The following is a 15333-nucleotide window of genomic DNA, read 5'->3' on the forward strand; positions in this document are numbered from 1 at the left end:
CCTCGTTCCGGCGGGCCGGGTTGCACCCGCCGCCCCCAATTACCCTCGAAACTACGCTCTATGTAAGGGTCGTGCCAGCAAGGCAGGCCGTACTTACTAAGGCCCGCCTCACTGAGGGCACCGCAACCTGGCCGGGTGTCAGCCGGGTGACAGAGACGTTTCTGCGGCGAGTTCGCCGCCTGGGGTGGCACAGATCCAGGCATCGGGGCGCCGCCGTCGGCGCCCCCACCCGGGAAGGGGCGCGAGATGGTGACCAGAACGGCCTGCGACACGCGTGAACGGGCGAGAGGAGCGCTCCTCGGCCTCGCCGTCGGCGACGCGCTGGGCGCGCCCGCCGAGAACATGCGGCCCTCCGAGATCCGCCGCCGCTGGGGCCGCATCGAGGGCTTTGTGACCGACAGCCCGGCGGGCACCGACGACACGGAGTACGCGATCTTCTCGGCGCTGCTCCTCGCCCGGCACGGCTCCGCCCTCACCGTCCAGCACGTCGAGCGGGCCTGGCACCACTGGATCGCCGACCTCGACGAAGGTCCCTTCCGGGGAGCGGGCTTCTCGGAGCGCGGCACCCTGGAGAACCTCCGCCGGGGCCTCGCCGCCCCCATCTCCGCCCAGCACCGCCACGCCTGGAGCGACGGCCTCGCCATGCGCGCGGCGCCGTTCGGGGTCTTCGCGGCCGGGCGCCCGGCGGAGGCGGCCCGGCTCGTCGCGATCGACGGCAGCGTCAGCCACGACGGCGAGGGCATCTACGGCGGCCAGGCCGTGGCGGCGGGCGTGGCCGCGGCGATGGCCGGAGCGAACGTCACCTCCGTGATCGCGGCGGCCCTCTCGGTCGTCCCGATGGACTCGTGGACGGCCCGCTCGCTGCGCCGCGCGGTCGTCGCGGCCCAGCGCGTGCAGTCCGACCCGCTCACCCGCGAACGGCAGGTCCGCTCGGCGGTCGTCATCGGCGGCTACCCGTGGACCGACCTGGCCCCGGAGGCGGTGGGCCTCGCCTTCGGCGCGTTCGCGGCGGCCCGGGGCGACTTCCGTACGGCCGTCCTGACCGCCGTCAACATGGGCCGCGACGCCGACACGACGGCGGCGGTGACGGGCGCGCTGGCCGGCGCGGCGGGCGGCATGGGCGCGATCCCGGCCGACTGGGCCTCGGCCATCCACCCGGTGACCGGCAGCTGTCTCCCCTCGATGCGCGGCTACCACGTCCTGGACGTAGCGGACCTGCTGACCCCGGAGGAGGCCGCATGAGCGCGGACGCGACGACGACGGGGACGGAGACGGTGGCGGGCACGGGGGGCGCTGTGGGGCCTGTGGGGCCTGTGGGGCCTGTGGGGCCTGTGGGTGGTGTACCCGTCGTGGGCGGTGGGGGTGGGGCGGGGCCTGTGGGTGGTGTACCCGTCGTGGGCGGTGGGGGCGGTGAGGGCACGGTGGGCGCTGTCGCCACTGTGGGCGCTGTGGGCGCTGTGGGCGCTGTGGGCGCCGTGGGCGCCGTGGGCGCCGTGGGCGCCGTGGGCGCCGTGGGCGCCGTGGGCGCCGTGGGCGATCGTCCCGCAGGGCGGGACGGGTGGGCACAGCCCACGGTGCCGGGTGCCGGCTTCCTCCTCGGCGCCCCCGAGGACCCCGCGGCACCCCCGGTGCCGGGAGCCGGCCTCCTCCTCGGCGCCCCCGAGGACCCCGCGGAACCCCCGGTGCCGGGTGCCGGCTTCCTCCTCGGCGCCCCCGAGGACCCCGCGGCACCCCCGGCGCCGGGAGCCGGCCCCCTGCCGGGCGCCCCGCAGGGCAGGGCCCAGCACGCCCGCCGGCAGGAGGCCCCGCCCGCGCTCGCCAGGGCGACCCGTGACAAGACCGAGGGCCTCCTCCTCGGGATCGCCGCGGGCGACGCCGCCGGCTGGCCCGCCGCCCGGCACCGCGCCGCCCGCATGCCCGAATGGACCCGCCGCCTCACCCGCGAACTCGACACCTTCGCCGAGCAGAACGCGACCACCACCCTCCCCGTCCCCATCGCCCTCAACCAGCCCCCCGAGCCCCTCCGCCTCGGCCCCTCCGACGACGCCGAGTGGGCGGTCTTCACCGCCGAGGCGGTGCTCGCCGCCACCGGCCCGGTGTTCGCCACGCTGCCCCCGGAGCGCCGCGTCCGCGCCGCCGTGGATCTGGCGTGGAACGCCCTGGCGAGCCAGGTCGCCGCCGCCGCCGACCGCGCCCCCGAGGTCGAGTCGGCCGTCCTCCCCCTCCGCGCCCGGATCTCGGTCCGCGCGGGCCTCGGCAACCTCGCCACCGGTCTGCGCCCGCCCGCCACGGGCCACGACAACCCGCACTACTTCGACGACGCGGCCTGTGTCCGCGCCGCCGTCCTCGCCCTGGTCCACCCGGGCGATCCCCGCGCCGCCGCCGAACTCGCCGCGTTCGACGCGCGGTACACCCAGGACGGCGACGGCGTCCACGGCGCCCGCGCGACGGCGGCGGCCGTCGCCGCGGCCCTCGGCGGGGCGACGGTCGACGAGGCCGTCGAGGCGGCGCTCGCCGAACTCCCGCCCGCCACCGAGATCGGCCGCAACGCCCGGCACGCCGTGAAGCTGGCCCGGGCCGCCGACTCGGCCTTCGCGCTCGTCCCGCTCCTGGAGCACCAGATCGTGGACCACGTCTACAGCTACGGCATCGCCGCAGCCGAGACCGTCCCGGTCGCCCTGGCCCTGGCCACCGCCGCACGGGGCGAGATGACGGCCGCGGTACCGGCCGCCGCCTGCCTCTCCCGGGTCGCCGACTCGGCCCCGGCGCTCGCGGGAGCGCTCACCGGCGCACTGGGTGGAGGCCGTTCGGTCCCGGCGAGCTGGCGCGAGGCGTGCAGGACGCTCGCGGGCTGCGCGCTGCCCCGGCTCGCGGGGACGGACCTGGTGGAACTCGCCGGGCTGCTCGAAGCCACGGAACCAGCCGCCCCAGGTGGACAATTCCGGCATGACACCCACCATGGTTGCGCCCACACTGGATGACCGGATCACCGGCAGTCTCCTCGGGGCCGCCGTCGGCGACGCGCTCGGGGGCCCCGTCGAGGGTTACACCCCCGAGCAGATCCTGGAACGCCACGGCGGCCGCGTCACCGGGATCGTCGGCCCCTGGAACGGCGGTGACTGGCGCACCGCCCGGCCCATCGCGCCGTACCACAAGGGCGACGGGCACGTCACCGACGACACCTTGATGACCCACGCGCTGATCCGCGTGTACGAGAAGGTCCGCGGCCACCTCGACGCGTACGCGGTCGCGGACCACCTCGTCCCCGAACTCATGGGCTCCCCCGTCTGGATCCCGGAGCTGGAGGCCGAGGCGCTCCCCCTCCAGCGGGTCTTCCTCGCCGAGAAGTGGATCGTGACCCGGCTCCACTACGGCCATGTGGACCCCCGCGAGGCCGGTAGCGGGAATGTCGTCAACTGCGGGGCGGCGATGTACATGGCGCCCGTCGGCCTGGTCAACGCCGCCCACCCGGCGGCCGCCTACGCCGAGGCGATCGACCTGACCGGCGCGCACCAGTCCTCGTACGGCCGGGAGGCGGCGGGCGTCTTCGCGGCGGCCGTCGCGGCGGCCTGCGCGCCGGGGGCCACACCGGCGTCCGTGGTCGACACGGCCCTCTCCCTGGCGAAGGACGGCACGCGCGCGGCGATCGAGGCGGTCACCGAAGTCGCCGCCGGCCACACGGACTTCGAATCCGCCCTCGCCCCCCTCCGCAGGGCGGTGGCCCCCTTCGACACGGTCGGCCCCGACTACCGGGCCCCCTCCCTCGACGCCCGCCGCCCCTCCCGCCTGCACGCGATCGAGGAGCTCCCGATCGCCCTCGGCATGCTGCTCGTCGGCGAGGGCGACTTCCGGCGTACGGTCCTGGGCGCGGTCAACTACGGCCGCGACTGCGACTCGACCGCCACGATGGCGGGCGCGATCGTGGGCGCGCTGCACGGCGAGCCCGCCGTCCCCGCCGAGTGGGCGAAGCGGGTGGCGGAGGCGAGCCGCCTGGACCTGCACGCCCCGGCGAGGGCCCTGGCGGCGGTGGCCCGCGAGATCTTCGCCCACGACACGGAAGCACGCCGAGCGCACGAATCGGCCTTCGCGACGCTGACGAGCGCGGACCGGTGACCCTCCGCCTGACCTGGGTCCAGCCGGAGGACCTGGTGGGCCACGAACTCCGCCAGACGGCGGAGGACGGCCGCGACGCCGGCGCCCTGGCGGCCCGCTGGGAGCAGGCGGGCGGCCCACCCGCGCCCGAATCGGCCGGTGCCTCCGGGACACCCCGCCCGGACCTCCGCCCCCTCGCGGAAGAACTCCTGGACGCCCTGGCCGCCCTCCCGGCTCCCCTCTCGCTCCACGAACCCACCCCGCTCCCGGAGATCCAGGCGCTGACCACCCGTCCTCCGGGCCCTGACGGGACCGGGGGCCCGGACACCGGCCTCCGGGACCGGCTGCACGCCGCCTGGCTCGGGCGGGCCGTCGGCTGTCTCCTCGGCAAACCCGTCGAGAAACTCCCCCTTCCCGCCCTCCGCGACCTCGCCCGCGCCGCCGGCAACTGGCCCCTCACCACCTGGTTCACCGCCCGTGGCGTCCCGCCGGAGCTGCTCGCCGCACACCCCTGGAACCGCCGCTCCGCCCCCACCTCCCTCGCCGAGAACATCGACGGCATGCCCGAGGACGACGACCTCAACTACCCCCTCCTCGACCTCCTGCTCCTCCAGCGGTACGGCCGCGACTTCACCACCGCCGACGTCGCCCGCCTCTGGCTCGACGAGCTCCCCGCCGGCCGCACCTTCACGGCCGAGCGCGTCGCCTACCGCAATCTCCTGGACGGCGTGGAACCCCCGCTGACCGCCGTCCGCCGCAACCCGTTCCGCGAGTGGATCGGCGCCCAGATCCGGGCCGACGTCCACGGCTGGACCCATCCGGGCGACCCGGTCGCCGCCGCCGCGCAGGCGCACCGGGACGCGGTGCTCACGCACACCGCCAACGGCGTCTACGGCGCCATGTTCGTCGCCGCCACCCTCGCCACCGCCGCGACCGGCGCCGCCGACGTCCACCAGGCACTCGCCGCCGGCCTCGGCGTGATCCCGCCACGCTCGCGCCTCGCCGGGGCGGTCCGCCTCGGCATCGACACGGCCCGCTCCCACCCGGACGACTTCGACACCGTCGTCGACCGGCTGCACGCCGGACTCGGCGGGTACCACTGGGTGCATGCCGTCCCCAACGCCGCCCTCCTCGCCGCCGCACTCACCCACGCCGACGGCGACTTCTCCCGCTCCGTGTGCGCGGCGGTCTCGGGCGGCTGGGACACCGACTCGAACGGCGCCACCGCCGGTTCGGTCGCCGGCCTGCTCGCCGGCCATCCGGACCGGCTGCCCGAGCGCTGGACCTCCCCTCTCAAGAACCGTCTCTCGACCTCGGTGGCGTCCTTCGACGGCATCGGCTTCGACACCCTGGCCGACCTGACACACCTGGAGGCAGTACGCCCATGACCAGCATCGTCGTACTCGGCAGCACGAACATGGACCTCGTCACCTACGTGCCACGGGCCCCCGCCCTCGGTGAGACGGTCACCGGCCGCTCCTTCCGTACGATCCCCGGCGGCAAGGGCGCCAACCAGGCCGTCGCCGCCGCCCGCGCGGGCGCCGAGGTGGCGATGATCGGCGCGGTCGGCGCGGACGACTTCGGGGCACGGCTCCGCGCCACCCTCGAGCACTGCGCGGTGGACACCGATCTCCTGCGCACCGCCGAGGGCTCCTCGGGCACCGCCCATGTCGTCGTCGACGACGAGGGCGGCAACGCGATCGTGGTCGTCCCCGGTGCCAACGCCACCGTCACCTCCCTCACCCACGGCGACGAGGCCCTGATCGGCACCGCCGACGCCCTGCTCCTCCAGCTCGAACTCCCCCTCTCCGTCGTCGTCGAGGGCGCCGTCACCGCCCGCCGGCTCGGCGTCCGCACCGTCCTCACCCCGGCTCCCACGCAGCCGCTTCCCCCCGAACTCCTCGCCGCCACCGACCTGTTGGTGCCCAACGAGCACGAGGCCGCCGCGCTCACCGGGCTCACCGACCCGCGCGAGGCCGCCCAGGCCCTGCTGCGGGACGTCCCGGAGGTGGTCGTCACGCTGGGCGCGGCGGGCAGCCTGTACGCGGTGCGCGGCGCCGAGCCGATCGCCGTGCCCGCGCCCCGGGTCAGGGCCGTGGACACCACGGGGGCGGGCGACACCTTCGTCGGCGCCCTCGCGGTCGCCCTCGCCGAGGGCCGACCCGCCCCGGAGGCCCTCGCCTGGGCGCAGACGGCCGCCGCGCTCTCCGTCCAGCGCGAGGGCGCGTCGACCTCGATGCCGTACCGCGTCGAGATCGAGGCCGCGTACCGCTCCCCCGACGTCCTGGAGGCCGACTCCGTATGACCGTCCACGCACCCACCGGCACCGACACCGGCACCGGCACCGCCGTCCGAGCGCCCCTGCACGGGCTGCGCGTCCTGGATCTCGCGACCCTCTTCGCCGGCCCGCTCGCGGCCACGATGCTGGGCGACTTCGGCGCCGACGTCGTCAAGGTCGAGCATCCCCGCAAGCCGGATCCGTCACGGGGCCACGGTCCCGCCAAGGACGGCATCGGCCTGTGGTGGAAGGTCCTCGGCAGGAACAAGCGGACGATCACCCTCGATCTCTCCTCGCCGGGCGGCCGCGACACCCTCCTCGCGCTGGCTGCCGACGCGGACGTCGTCGTGGAGAACTTCCGCCCCGGCACCCTGGAACGCTGGGGGCTTGGCTGGGAGGAGCTGTCCACCGTCAACCCGCGTCTGGTCCTCGCCCGGGTCACCGGCTTCGGCCAGTTCGGCCCGTACGCCCACCGTCCCGGCTTCGGCACCCTCGCCGAGGCGATGAGCGGCTTCGCCGCCATCACCGGCGAGCCCGACGGCCCCCCGACCCTGCCGCCCTTCGGCCTCGCCGACTCGATCGCCGCCCTCGCCACGGCGTACGCGGTGATGACCGCGCTCACCGCCAGGACGACGACCGGCCGCGGCCAGGTCGTCGACATGGCCATCATCGAACCGATGCTCTCCGTCATCGGACCCCACTCCCTCTGGTACGACCAGCTCGGTTACGTCCAGCCCCGGACCGGCAACCGCTCCCGCAACAATGCCCCGCGCAACACCTACCGGACCGCCGACGGCTCCTGGGTCGCCGTCTCCACCTCCGCCCAGTCGATCGCCGAGCGGGTGCTGCGGCTCGTCGGCCGCCCGGAGCTGATCGACGAGCCGTGGTTCGCCGACGGCACCGGCCGCGCCGAGCACGCGGACGTCCTCGACGAGGCGGTCGGCTCCTGGATGGCCCGCCACACCCGCGACGAGGCGATGGCGGCCTTCGAGAAGGCGGAGGCGGCCATCGCCCCCGTCTACGACATCCGGGACGTCGTCGCCGACCCCCAGTACCAGGCGCTCCGCACCGTGACCGAGGTGCAGGACCCCGAACTCGGCCCGATCAAGATGCAGAACGTCCTCTTCCGCCTCTCCGAGACCCCTGGAGGCATCCGCTGGTCCGGCCGCCCGCACGGCGCCGACACCACCGCCGTCCTCTCCGAACTCGGCCTCACCCCCGCCGAGATCGACGCCCTCCGCGAGCAAGGAGCGGTATGAGCCCCCTCCGCACGAGCCCGACCGAGACCGCCGGCGCGTCCCCGGGGCGCGCCCCGGCGCGCCCGCGCACCCCGCTCACCTGGCTGTACGCACCCGGCGACCGCCCCGAGGTCGTCCGCAAGGCCCTGTCCTCGGGCGCCGACGTCGTGATCGTCGATCTGGAGGACGCGGTCGCCCCGCACCGCAAGGCGTACGCCCTCGACGCCACGGCCGATCTCCTCGCGGACGTCCACCCCGTCCCGGTCCACGTCCGCGTCCACACCCCACGCGACATCCCCACCCTGGCCCCCCTCCCCGGCCTCTGCGGTCTCCGTGTACCCAAGGTGACACACGCCACTGACATCCACCGGCTCGCGGAGCTCGCCCCGGGCCTGCCTCTCTATCCGCTCCTGGAGAACGCCCTCGCCGTGGAGCGCGCCTACGTCCTCGCCACCGCCCACCCCGCCGTGCGCGGCATCGCCCTGGGCGAGGCCGACCTCCGCGCCGACCTGGGGGTACGGGAGGACAGCGCCCTCGACTGGTCGCGCGGGCGCGTGGTGGTGGCGGCCCGTGCGGCCGCGCTCCCCCCGCCGGCCCAGTCCGTGCACCCGGACATCGGCGACCTGGAGGCCCTGGCCGCCGGCTGCGCCCGGGGCAGGGCCATGGGCTTCCTCGGCCGGGCGGCCATCCACCCCCGCCAGCTCCCGGTCATCGAGCGTGCCTACCTCCCCACCCCGGAGGAGGTCGACGCGGCCCGTGAGGTCGTCGAGGCGGCCGCGACCGCGCAGGGCGCCCTCGCCCTCCCGGACGGCCGCTTCGTCGACGCGGCGGTGGTGGAGGGCGCCCACCGGGTCCTCTCCCTCGCGGCCCGCACGGGGTGACACAGAGAAAGGGCCGCCGGGACCTCACGGTCCCGGCGGCCCTCGACGTACGGCCTGGTCAGCTCTTGGCGGCCGAGCCGGCCCCCTTCTCCGACGTCGTCGGCTCCTCCGGCTCCTCGGACCCGGCGGCGTCCGCCTCCGGGGCGGCGTCCTTCGGCTCCGCGTCCGCCGCCTCGCCCTCCGCGGCACCGTCCACGTCGTCGGCCTTCTTGAGCTCGACGGTCTTCTTCGGCTCCACGACCTCCTCGCGGCCCGGCCGCATCCGCGCCGAGAGGACCATGTAGACCACCGCGAGCACGAAGACGACGATCGCCGTCCACACGTTCAGCCGCAGGCCGAGCACGTGGTGCGCCTCGTCGACGCGCAGGTACTCGGTCCAGACGCGGCCCGCGCAGTAGGCGGCGACGTAGAGGGCGAAGGCGCGGCCGTGGCCGAGCTTGAAGCGGCGGTCGGCCCAGATGACGAGGAAACCGACGGCGACGCACCAGAGCGACTCGTACAGGAAGGTCGGGTGGTAGAGCCCGGCCTCGCGGTTCACGCCCTCGCTGATCTTCAGGGCCCAGGGCAGGTCGGTCGGCTTGCCGTAGAGCTCCTGGTTGAACCAGTTGCCCCAGCGGCCGATGGCCTGGGCGAAGGCGATGCCGGGGGCGATGGCGTCGGCGTACGCCGGCAGCGGGATGCCCCGGCGGCGGCAGCCGATCCAGGCGCCCACCGCGCCGAGCGCGATGGCGCCCCAGATACCGAGGCCGCCTTCCCAGATCTTGAAGGCGTCGACCCAGTTCTCACCCTCGCTGAAGTACAGCTGGTAGTCGGTGATCACGTGGTAGAGGCGTCCGCCCACGAGGCCGAAGGGCACCGCCCAGACGGCGATGTCGGCCACGGTGCCGGCGGTGCCGCCCCGGGCGATCCAGCGCTTGTTGCCGAGCCAGACGGCGACGAAGACACCGATGATGATGCAGAAGGCATAGCCGCGCAGCGGGATCGGTCCGAGGTGGATCACGCCGGTCGACGGGCTGGGAATGTAGGCAAGGTCCATGACAGGACCGACGCTACCCTGCCGGGCGGGCAGGACGGCAGCCCGCCCGGCAACTTCTGGGTAACCAATCCGCCGGCGAGGGCGTGTTTCGAAAGCAGCGTCGTCCGCCCGGAGGGCGCGGACGGGACTTTCGAAGCACGCCTAGCCCGCCGACGGGGAGGCGGTGCCCGCCTTCTTGCCCTTGTTGGCCTCGGCGACCCACTTCTTCAGGTTCGCCGGGGAGATCTGCTCGTTCCCCTTGGTCGGGAAGATCGATTCTCCGTTGAGGAGGACGGACGGGGTCCCACGGAAGCTGCCGTTCCGGAAGGCCTCGTCCGCCTTCTTCACCCAGCCGTCGTGCGTGCCGTCGTTCACACAGCTGCGGAAGGCGGGCGTGTCGAGCCCCGGCACCTTCGCCGACAGCTCGATCAGCTTGTCGTTCTTGCCGAAGGCGTCGTCCGTCTCCGGCGGCTGGTTGGTGTACAGCGTGTCGTGGTACGCGGTGAACTTCCCCGCGTCCTGGGCGCACGCGGCCGCGTTCGCCGCGCGCAGCGAGCCGCTGCCGCCCATGTTCCGGTCGATGAGGGTGGCCAGGTGGTACTCGGTCTTGAGCGCGCCGGAGGCCTCGAGCTCGTGGATGGTGTCCCGCATGACGGTCTCGAACTGGGCGCACGCGGGGCAGCGGAAGTCCTCCCAGACGGCGAGCGTCGACGGGGCGTCCGCCATGCCCGTGGGGATGGCGGGCTTGCCGTCCTCGTCGGTCGCCGCGCTCGGCGCGACCACCGGTCCCGCCTTGTCGGATCCGCCGTCCTTGTCACCGCCGGCGGCGATCACGCCGACGATCGCGGCCAGGCCGAGGACACCGACCACCGCCGCCGACACGATCAGGACGCGCCGCTGCTTCTCGCGGGCCTTGTCGCGCTCGCGCTGCTGCTGAAGGCGCTCCCGCGCGCTCCGGTTACCGTCACCGCTGTTCTTCTCGCTCACGCCCCAGGCAACGAACCGGGGAGGCACATCCGCGCCTCCCCGGTCCCAGATCCACTCGGATGGGTTACGAAACGCGGCGGACGCCCTCGGCCAGTTCGGCCGCCAGTTCCCTTACGGCGGTGAGCCCGGCCGCCTCGTCGCCGTCGGCGTCGAGGATCCGCTGCACGAAGGCGGAGCCGACGATGACGCCGTCGGCGAAGCCGGCGACCTCCTTCGCCTGCGCGGCGTTGGAGACGCCCAGCCCGACGCAGACGGGGAGTCCCTGGCGGGAACGGTCGGCGGCACGGGTGCGGCGGACCAGGTCGGCGGCCTGCTCACCGACCGACTCGCGGGTGCCGGTGACGCCCATGAGCGAGGCGGCGTAGACGAAGCCGGATCCGGCGGCCGTGATGGTGGCGAGGCGCTCGTCCTTGCTGCTGGGCGCGACGACGAAGACGGTCGCGAGACCGTGCTTGTCGGCGTGCTCGCGCCAGAGGGCGGACTCCTGGACCGGCAGGTCCGGCAGGATGCAGCCCGCGCCGCCGGCCTCGGCGAGCTCCTCGGTGAAGCGCTCGACGCCGTACCGGTCGATCGGGTTCCAGTACGTCATGACGAGGACGGGCTTGCCGGTGGCCTCGTGGGCCTCGCGCACGGTCCGCATGACGTCGGCGATCTTCACGCCGCCGCGCAGCGCGATGTCGTCGGCGGTCTGGATGACCGGTCCGTCGAGGACCGGGTCGCTGTGCGGGAGCCCGACCTCGACCACGTCGGCGCCGCCGTCGAAGACGGCCTTGATGGCGGCGATGCCGCCGTCGACGCTCGGGAAGCCGGCCGGCAGGTACGCGATGAGCGCGGCCCGGTCATCGGCCTTGGCGCCGGCGAGGGTGTCGCTGAGCAGCTGGATGTTCCCGGTCACTTGGCGTCCCCCTGGATCTCGGCGGTGCCGGCCTGGTTCGCGGCCACCTCGGCGTCGGTGTCGTACAGCCCGAAATAGCGAGCGGCGGTATCCATGTCCTTGTCGCCGCGACCGGAGAGGTTCACGACGAGAAGGGCGTCCTTGCCGAGCTCCTTGCCGACCTCCAGGGCCCCGGCGAGGGCGTGCGCCGACTCGATGGCCGGGATGATGCCCTCGGTACGGGAGAGCAGCCGCAGCGCCTGCATGGCGGCGTCGTCGGTGACCGCCCGGTACTCGCCGCGGCCGCTGTCCTTGAGGTAGGCGTGCTCGGGGCCGATGCCGGGGTAGTCCAGGCCGGCGGAGATCGAGTACGGCTCGGTGATCTGGCCCTCCTCGTCCTGGAGGACGTAGCTCCGGGAGCCGTGGAGGATGCCGGGCTCGCCGGCGGTGAGGGTGGCCGCGTGCTCGCCGGTCTCGACGCCGTGGCCGGCCGGCTCGCAGCCGATGAGGCGCACGTCCGCGTCCGGGATGAAGGCGTGGAAGAGCCCGATGGCGTTGGAGCCGCCGCCGACGCAGGCGATGGCCGCGTCGGGCAGCCGGCCGGCGCGCTCCAGGATCTGGCGGCGGGCCTCGACGCCGATGACCCGGTGGAAGTCGCGGACCATGGCGGGGAAGGGGTGGGGGCCCGCGACGGTGCCGAACAGGTAGTGCGTCCGGTCCACGTTGGCGACCCAGTCGCGGAAGGCCTCGTTGATGGCGTCCTTGAGGGTGCGGCTGCCGGACTTCACGGCGACGACCTCGGCGCCGAGCATCCGCATCCGGGCCACGTTGAGGGCCTGGCGCCGGGTGTCGATCTCGCCCATGTAGATGGTGCAGTCGAGGCCGAAGAGGGCGCAGGCGGTGGCCGTGGCCACGCCGTGCTGACCGGCGCCGGTCTCGGCGATGACCCGCGTCTTGCCCATGCGCTTGGTCAGGAGGGCCTGCCCGAGCACGTTGTTGATCTTGTGCGAGCCGGTGTGGTTGAGGTCCTCGCGCTTGAGGAAGATCCGGGCGCCTCCGGCGTGCTCGGCGAACCGCGGGACCTCGGTGAGGGCGCTCGGCCTGCCGGTGTAGTCGACCATCAGGTCGTTGAGCTCACGGGCGAACTCGGGGTCGGACTTGGCCTTGTCGTACTCGACGGCGACCTCGTCGACGGCGGCGACGAGGGCCTCCGGGATGAACTTGCCGCCGTAGGCGCCGAAGTAGCCCTCGGGGCTGGGGACCTGGCCTTCCAGGTCCGGAATGAAGAACTCGCTGGACATGCGGATGCTCCTCGCGGGGCGGGGTGCCCCGGGATACGTGGGGTCGATGGTCACGGTATGCGCGCAACCGGCTCACGTACGGCAACGTCGCCCCCGCCCGTGTGGGCGATCGTTCCGCGGGGCGGAACCGGTGGGCACGCGGGACGGCGCGGTCGGCGGCGCCTCCGCCCGCTGTGCCCGGCACCCACGGGGCCCGGCACCGATGGGTGCGGGTTCAGACGCGGGGGGCCCAGGCCCGGCAGGGGGCGCCGTTCGTTGTGCCCAGCCGTTCCGTCTTGGCGGAACGCATGCCCACAACGGCGGGCGTGGACCCGACGGCGTTGCTCTACGTGAAGGTGCGCGCGAGGCGCCGGCGCCATCGCATGCCGTTGACCTGGCCCGGCTCGGAACCGATGACGTACCGCACCCGGCGGCCGTGGACACGGCGGGCGGGCGCGCGGCAGCCACGCGGCCGGCAGCCGCGGGCCAGCGGGGCGTGGGCGGGGACGGACGCGGCGGTACGCAGCCGGCGGCGCCGCCCGGCGGAGGCCGCCGACGGCATGCCGACCGGGCCCGGGGCGGTGCCCCGGGGGGTCGGCGTGTCGTGGCGGGGGGTCATGGCTCGGTCAGCTCCGGCCGTGACGGAGGGCGGGGTGGGCGCCGGCGGCGACGAGGTCGGCGACGGCGGCCTTCGGGTCGCGGCCGGTGACGAGGGACTCGCCGACGAGGACCGCGTCGGCGCCCGCGTTGGCGTAGGCGATCAGGTCGTGCGGGCCTCGGACGCCGGACTCGGCGACCTTGACGATGTGCGCGGGGATCTCGGGTGCGACGCGCTCGAAGGTGGTGCGGTCGACCTTGAGGGTCTTGAGGTTGCGCGCGTTGACGCCGATGATGCGGGCGCCCGCGTCGACGGCGCGCTCGACCTCGTCCTCGTCGTGGACCTCGACCAGCGGGGTCAGCCCGATGGACTCGGCACGCTCGATGAGGGAGACCAGCGCCTCCTGCTCCAGGGCGGCGACGATGAGGAGCGCGAGATCCGCTCCGTACGCCCGCGCCTCCCAGAGCTGGTACGCGGTGACGATGAAATCCTTGCGCAGGACCGGGATGTCGACCTTGGCGCGGACGGCCTCCAGGTCGGCGAGCGAGCCGCCGAAGCGGCGCTGCTCGGTGAGGACGGAGATGACGGCGGCGCCGCCCGCCTCGTAGTCCGCGGCCAGTCCGGCCGGGTCGGCGATCGCGGCGAGCGCGCCCTTGGACGGGCTGGAGCGCTTGACCTCGCAGATCACCTTGACGCCGTCCCCGCGCAGTGCGGCGACGCCGTCCTTGGCCTGCGGCGCCTTGGCGGCGCGCTCCTTGAGCTCGTCGAGGGTGACCCGCGCCTGCCGCTCTGCGAGGTCGGCGCGCACGCCTTCGATGATCTCGTCGAGCACACTCACGCGAGGGGCCCCCTTCCGGGACGGTGACGGTGATGATGAACCAGGTTCAGCCACTTCGATCCTATCCGCAGGAGGGCCCGGGATTCGCATCGGCCGGAGTGGCGTCCCATCTGCTGGGACTCCCGGCGCGGCCCTCGCGGGACCGCGAGGGGCCCTGGGAACGGCTCTCAGGGGGCGAGGGCCGAGCCGAAGGGAAGGTTCCGGACCAGGGTGAAGAGGGCGAGGACGGCCCCGATCCCCCACCACCAGACGGGGGAGACCGCGAGGCGCATGGGCACTCCGCGGACGGCGCGAATCAGCCAGACGGCCATGACGACGGCGAAGATTCCGTAGCCGACGACGGCGAGGGCGTTGGCGCCGAGGGCGGCCGGGAGGTCGCCGTGGGCGAAGGCGTGGGCACTGCGGAGTCCGCCGCAGCCGGGGCAGTAGACACCGGTGAAGCGGAGGAGCGGGCAGACGGGGTAGTGGCCGGGTTCGTTGGGGTCGACGGTGCCGACGTACGCGAACGCGGCGAGGACCCCGGCGAGGGTCGCGACCGGCGCGAGAACCCGCCGCCCCGACGACCTCCCCGGAGGCGCCGCGGCCGCCACGAGCCCCTCGGGCCAGCCGCCGTCGCCCTGGCAGGGCGGGACGACAGGCCCCTGGCCCGACGGAGCGACAGGACCCTGCGTCGGCGGGACGGCAGGCGCCCGGCCCGGTCCGCCGAGCTGCCCGTCCGGCGCGTCGGCCCGGGCCGGCGGTGTCCCTGGCGAGGCCGCCGTCTCGTCCCGTACCCGGGCTCCCGGGTCGGTCGTCGAGAGGTTCGGTGCGGTGGGTTCACCCGGCTGGGTGGGGGAATCGTCGGTCACGGCTCCGGCCGTCGGCTGCGCGTCCACGCGGTGATTCTCGCCCCTGACGCGCGAGGGCGCAGCACGGCATGGCCGGACTGCGCCCTCGGATGCGTCGTGTCGCGTCAGACGCGGGCCCGGGCGGTCTCGGTCGCGGCCTCGCGCGCGGCGGTGACCTCCGCCGACTCCTTCGGCATGCCGAGGCCTGCCACCTTCATCGCGCCGCCGACGATGCCGCCGAGGACGATGACGCCCACGCCGGCCCAGAAACCGGTCAGGTTGGCGGCCACCATGAAGACGCCGGCGATGCAGAAGCCGATGAAGGAGATGATGACACCGGTCCAGGCGGCCGGGGTGTGTCCGTGGGCGCTGCCCGCCATGAGTTGCTCCTCGTTGCAGTTGCTCGATGGTGAGGTCTCGCGTGC

At 74.5% G+C, this 15333-nt stretch carries 15 protein-coding genes; 7 read left to right on the plus strand and 8 right to left on the minus strand.

Features of this window, described 5'->3' with window-relative positions; translation table 11 throughout:
* The first annotated feature begins 246 nt into the window (after positions 1–246).
* The 7 genes from ACZ51I_RS01130 (at position 247) to ACZ51I_RS01160 (ending at position 8489) form a co-directional block, all read left to right on the plus strand.
* The gene (locus tag ACZ51I_RS01130; protein WP_468870690.1) at positions 247–1242 is read left to right on the plus strand and encodes an ADP-ribosylglycohydrolase family protein; all 996 of its coding nucleotides are present in this window, start codon (positions 247–249) and stop codon (positions 1240–1242) included.
* 206 nt (positions 1243–1448) lie between these two features.
* Positions 1449–2981, plus strand: a complete 1533-nt coding sequence (locus ACZ51I_RS01135; protein WP_468870691.1) for an ADP-ribosylglycohydrolase family protein — start codon at positions 1449–1451, stop codon at positions 2979–2981.
* Positions 2947–4113: an ADP-ribosylglycohydrolase family protein gene (locus ACZ51I_RS01140; protein ID WP_468870692.1), complete on the plus strand. Its 1167-nt coding sequence runs from the start codon at positions 2947–2949 to the stop codon at positions 4111–4113. The genes ACZ51I_RS01135 and ACZ51I_RS01140 overlap by 35 nt, the downstream gene beginning before the upstream one ends.
* The gene (locus tag ACZ51I_RS01145; protein ID WP_468870693.1) at positions 4110–5480 is read left to right on the plus strand and encodes an ADP-ribosylglycohydrolase family protein; all 1371 of its coding nucleotides are present in this window, start codon (positions 4110–4112) and stop codon (positions 5478–5480) included. Before ACZ51I_RS01140 ends, ACZ51I_RS01145 begins: the two co-directional genes overlap by 4 nt.
* Positions 5477–6397, plus strand: a complete 921-nt coding sequence (gene rbsK / locus ACZ51I_RS01150) for a ribokinase (RefSeq protein ID WP_468870694.1) — start codon at positions 5477–5479, stop codon at positions 6395–6397. The genes ACZ51I_RS01145 and rbsK overlap by 4 nt, the downstream gene beginning before the upstream one ends.
* Positions 6394–7629, plus strand: coding sequence for a CaiB/BaiF CoA transferase family protein (locus tag ACZ51I_RS01155; protein WP_468870696.1), 1236 nt, complete (start codon positions 6394–6396; stop codon positions 7627–7629). The genes rbsK and ACZ51I_RS01155 overlap by 4 nt, the downstream gene beginning before the upstream one ends.
* Positions 7626–8489 (plus strand): HpcH/HpaI aldolase/citrate lyase family protein, encoded by an 864-nt coding sequence (locus tag ACZ51I_RS01160; RefSeq protein WP_468870697.1) that lies wholly within the window; start codon positions 7626–7628, stop codon positions 8487–8489. The genes ACZ51I_RS01155 and ACZ51I_RS01160 overlap by 4 nt, the downstream gene beginning before the upstream one ends.
* 58 nt (positions 8490–8547) lie before the next feature.
* Here ACZ51I_RS01160 and lgt read toward each other — a convergent pair whose 3' ends face one another.
* The 8 genes from lgt to ACZ51I_RS01200 all read right to left on the minus strand — a co-directional run bounded on the left by lgt (position 8548) and on the right by ACZ51I_RS01200 (position 15288).
* A complete protein-coding gene (gene lgt, locus ACZ51I_RS01165) occupies positions 8548–9525 on the minus strand; it encodes a prolipoprotein diacylglyceryl transferase (protein WP_468870698.1) in 978 nt (325 codons plus the stop codon).
* A 141-nt stretch (positions 9526–9666) separates the two neighbouring features.
* Complete coding sequence (locus ACZ51I_RS01170; protein ID WP_468870700.1) at positions 9667–10491, minus strand: DsbA family protein; 825 nt, start codon at positions 10489–10491, stop codon at positions 9667–9669.
* 64 nt (positions 10492–10555) lie between these two features.
* Positions 10556–11386: a tryptophan synthase subunit alpha gene (gene trpA, locus ACZ51I_RS01175; protein WP_468870701.1), complete on the minus strand. Its 831-nt coding sequence runs from the start codon at positions 11384–11386 to the stop codon at positions 10556–10558.
* Complete coding sequence (trpB, locus tag ACZ51I_RS01180) at positions 11383–12666, minus strand: tryptophan synthase subunit beta (protein WP_468870702.1); 1284 nt, start codon at positions 12664–12666, stop codon at positions 11383–11385. The genes trpA and trpB overlap by 4 nt, the downstream gene beginning before the upstream one ends.
* Before the next feature lie 325 nt (positions 12667–12991).
* Positions 12992–13264: a tryptophan biosynthesis modulator TrpM gene (gene trpM, locus ACZ51I_RS01185; RefSeq protein ID WP_468870703.1), complete on the minus strand. Its 273-nt coding sequence runs from the start codon at positions 13262–13264 to the stop codon at positions 12992–12994.
* 7 nt (positions 13265–13271) lie between these two features.
* A complete protein-coding gene (gene trpC, locus ACZ51I_RS01190) occupies positions 13272–14081 on the minus strand; it encodes an indole-3-glycerol phosphate synthase TrpC (RefSeq protein ID WP_468870704.1) in 810 nt (269 codons plus the stop codon).
* 167 nt (positions 14082–14248) lie between these two features.
* Entirely contained in the window at positions 14249–14671 is a 423-nt protein-coding gene (locus ACZ51I_RS01195) for a DUF2752 domain-containing protein (RefSeq protein WP_468871665.1), read from the minus strand.
* 362 nt (positions 14672–15033) lie between these two features.
* Positions 15034–15288, minus strand: a complete 255-nt coding sequence (locus ACZ51I_RS01200) for an HGxxPAAW family protein (RefSeq protein WP_468870706.1) — start codon at positions 15286–15288, stop codon at positions 15034–15036.
* Positions 15289–15333: the final 45 nt, after the last annotated feature.

It is taken from the genome of Streptomyces sp. NPDC034084 (assembly GCF_055575535.1).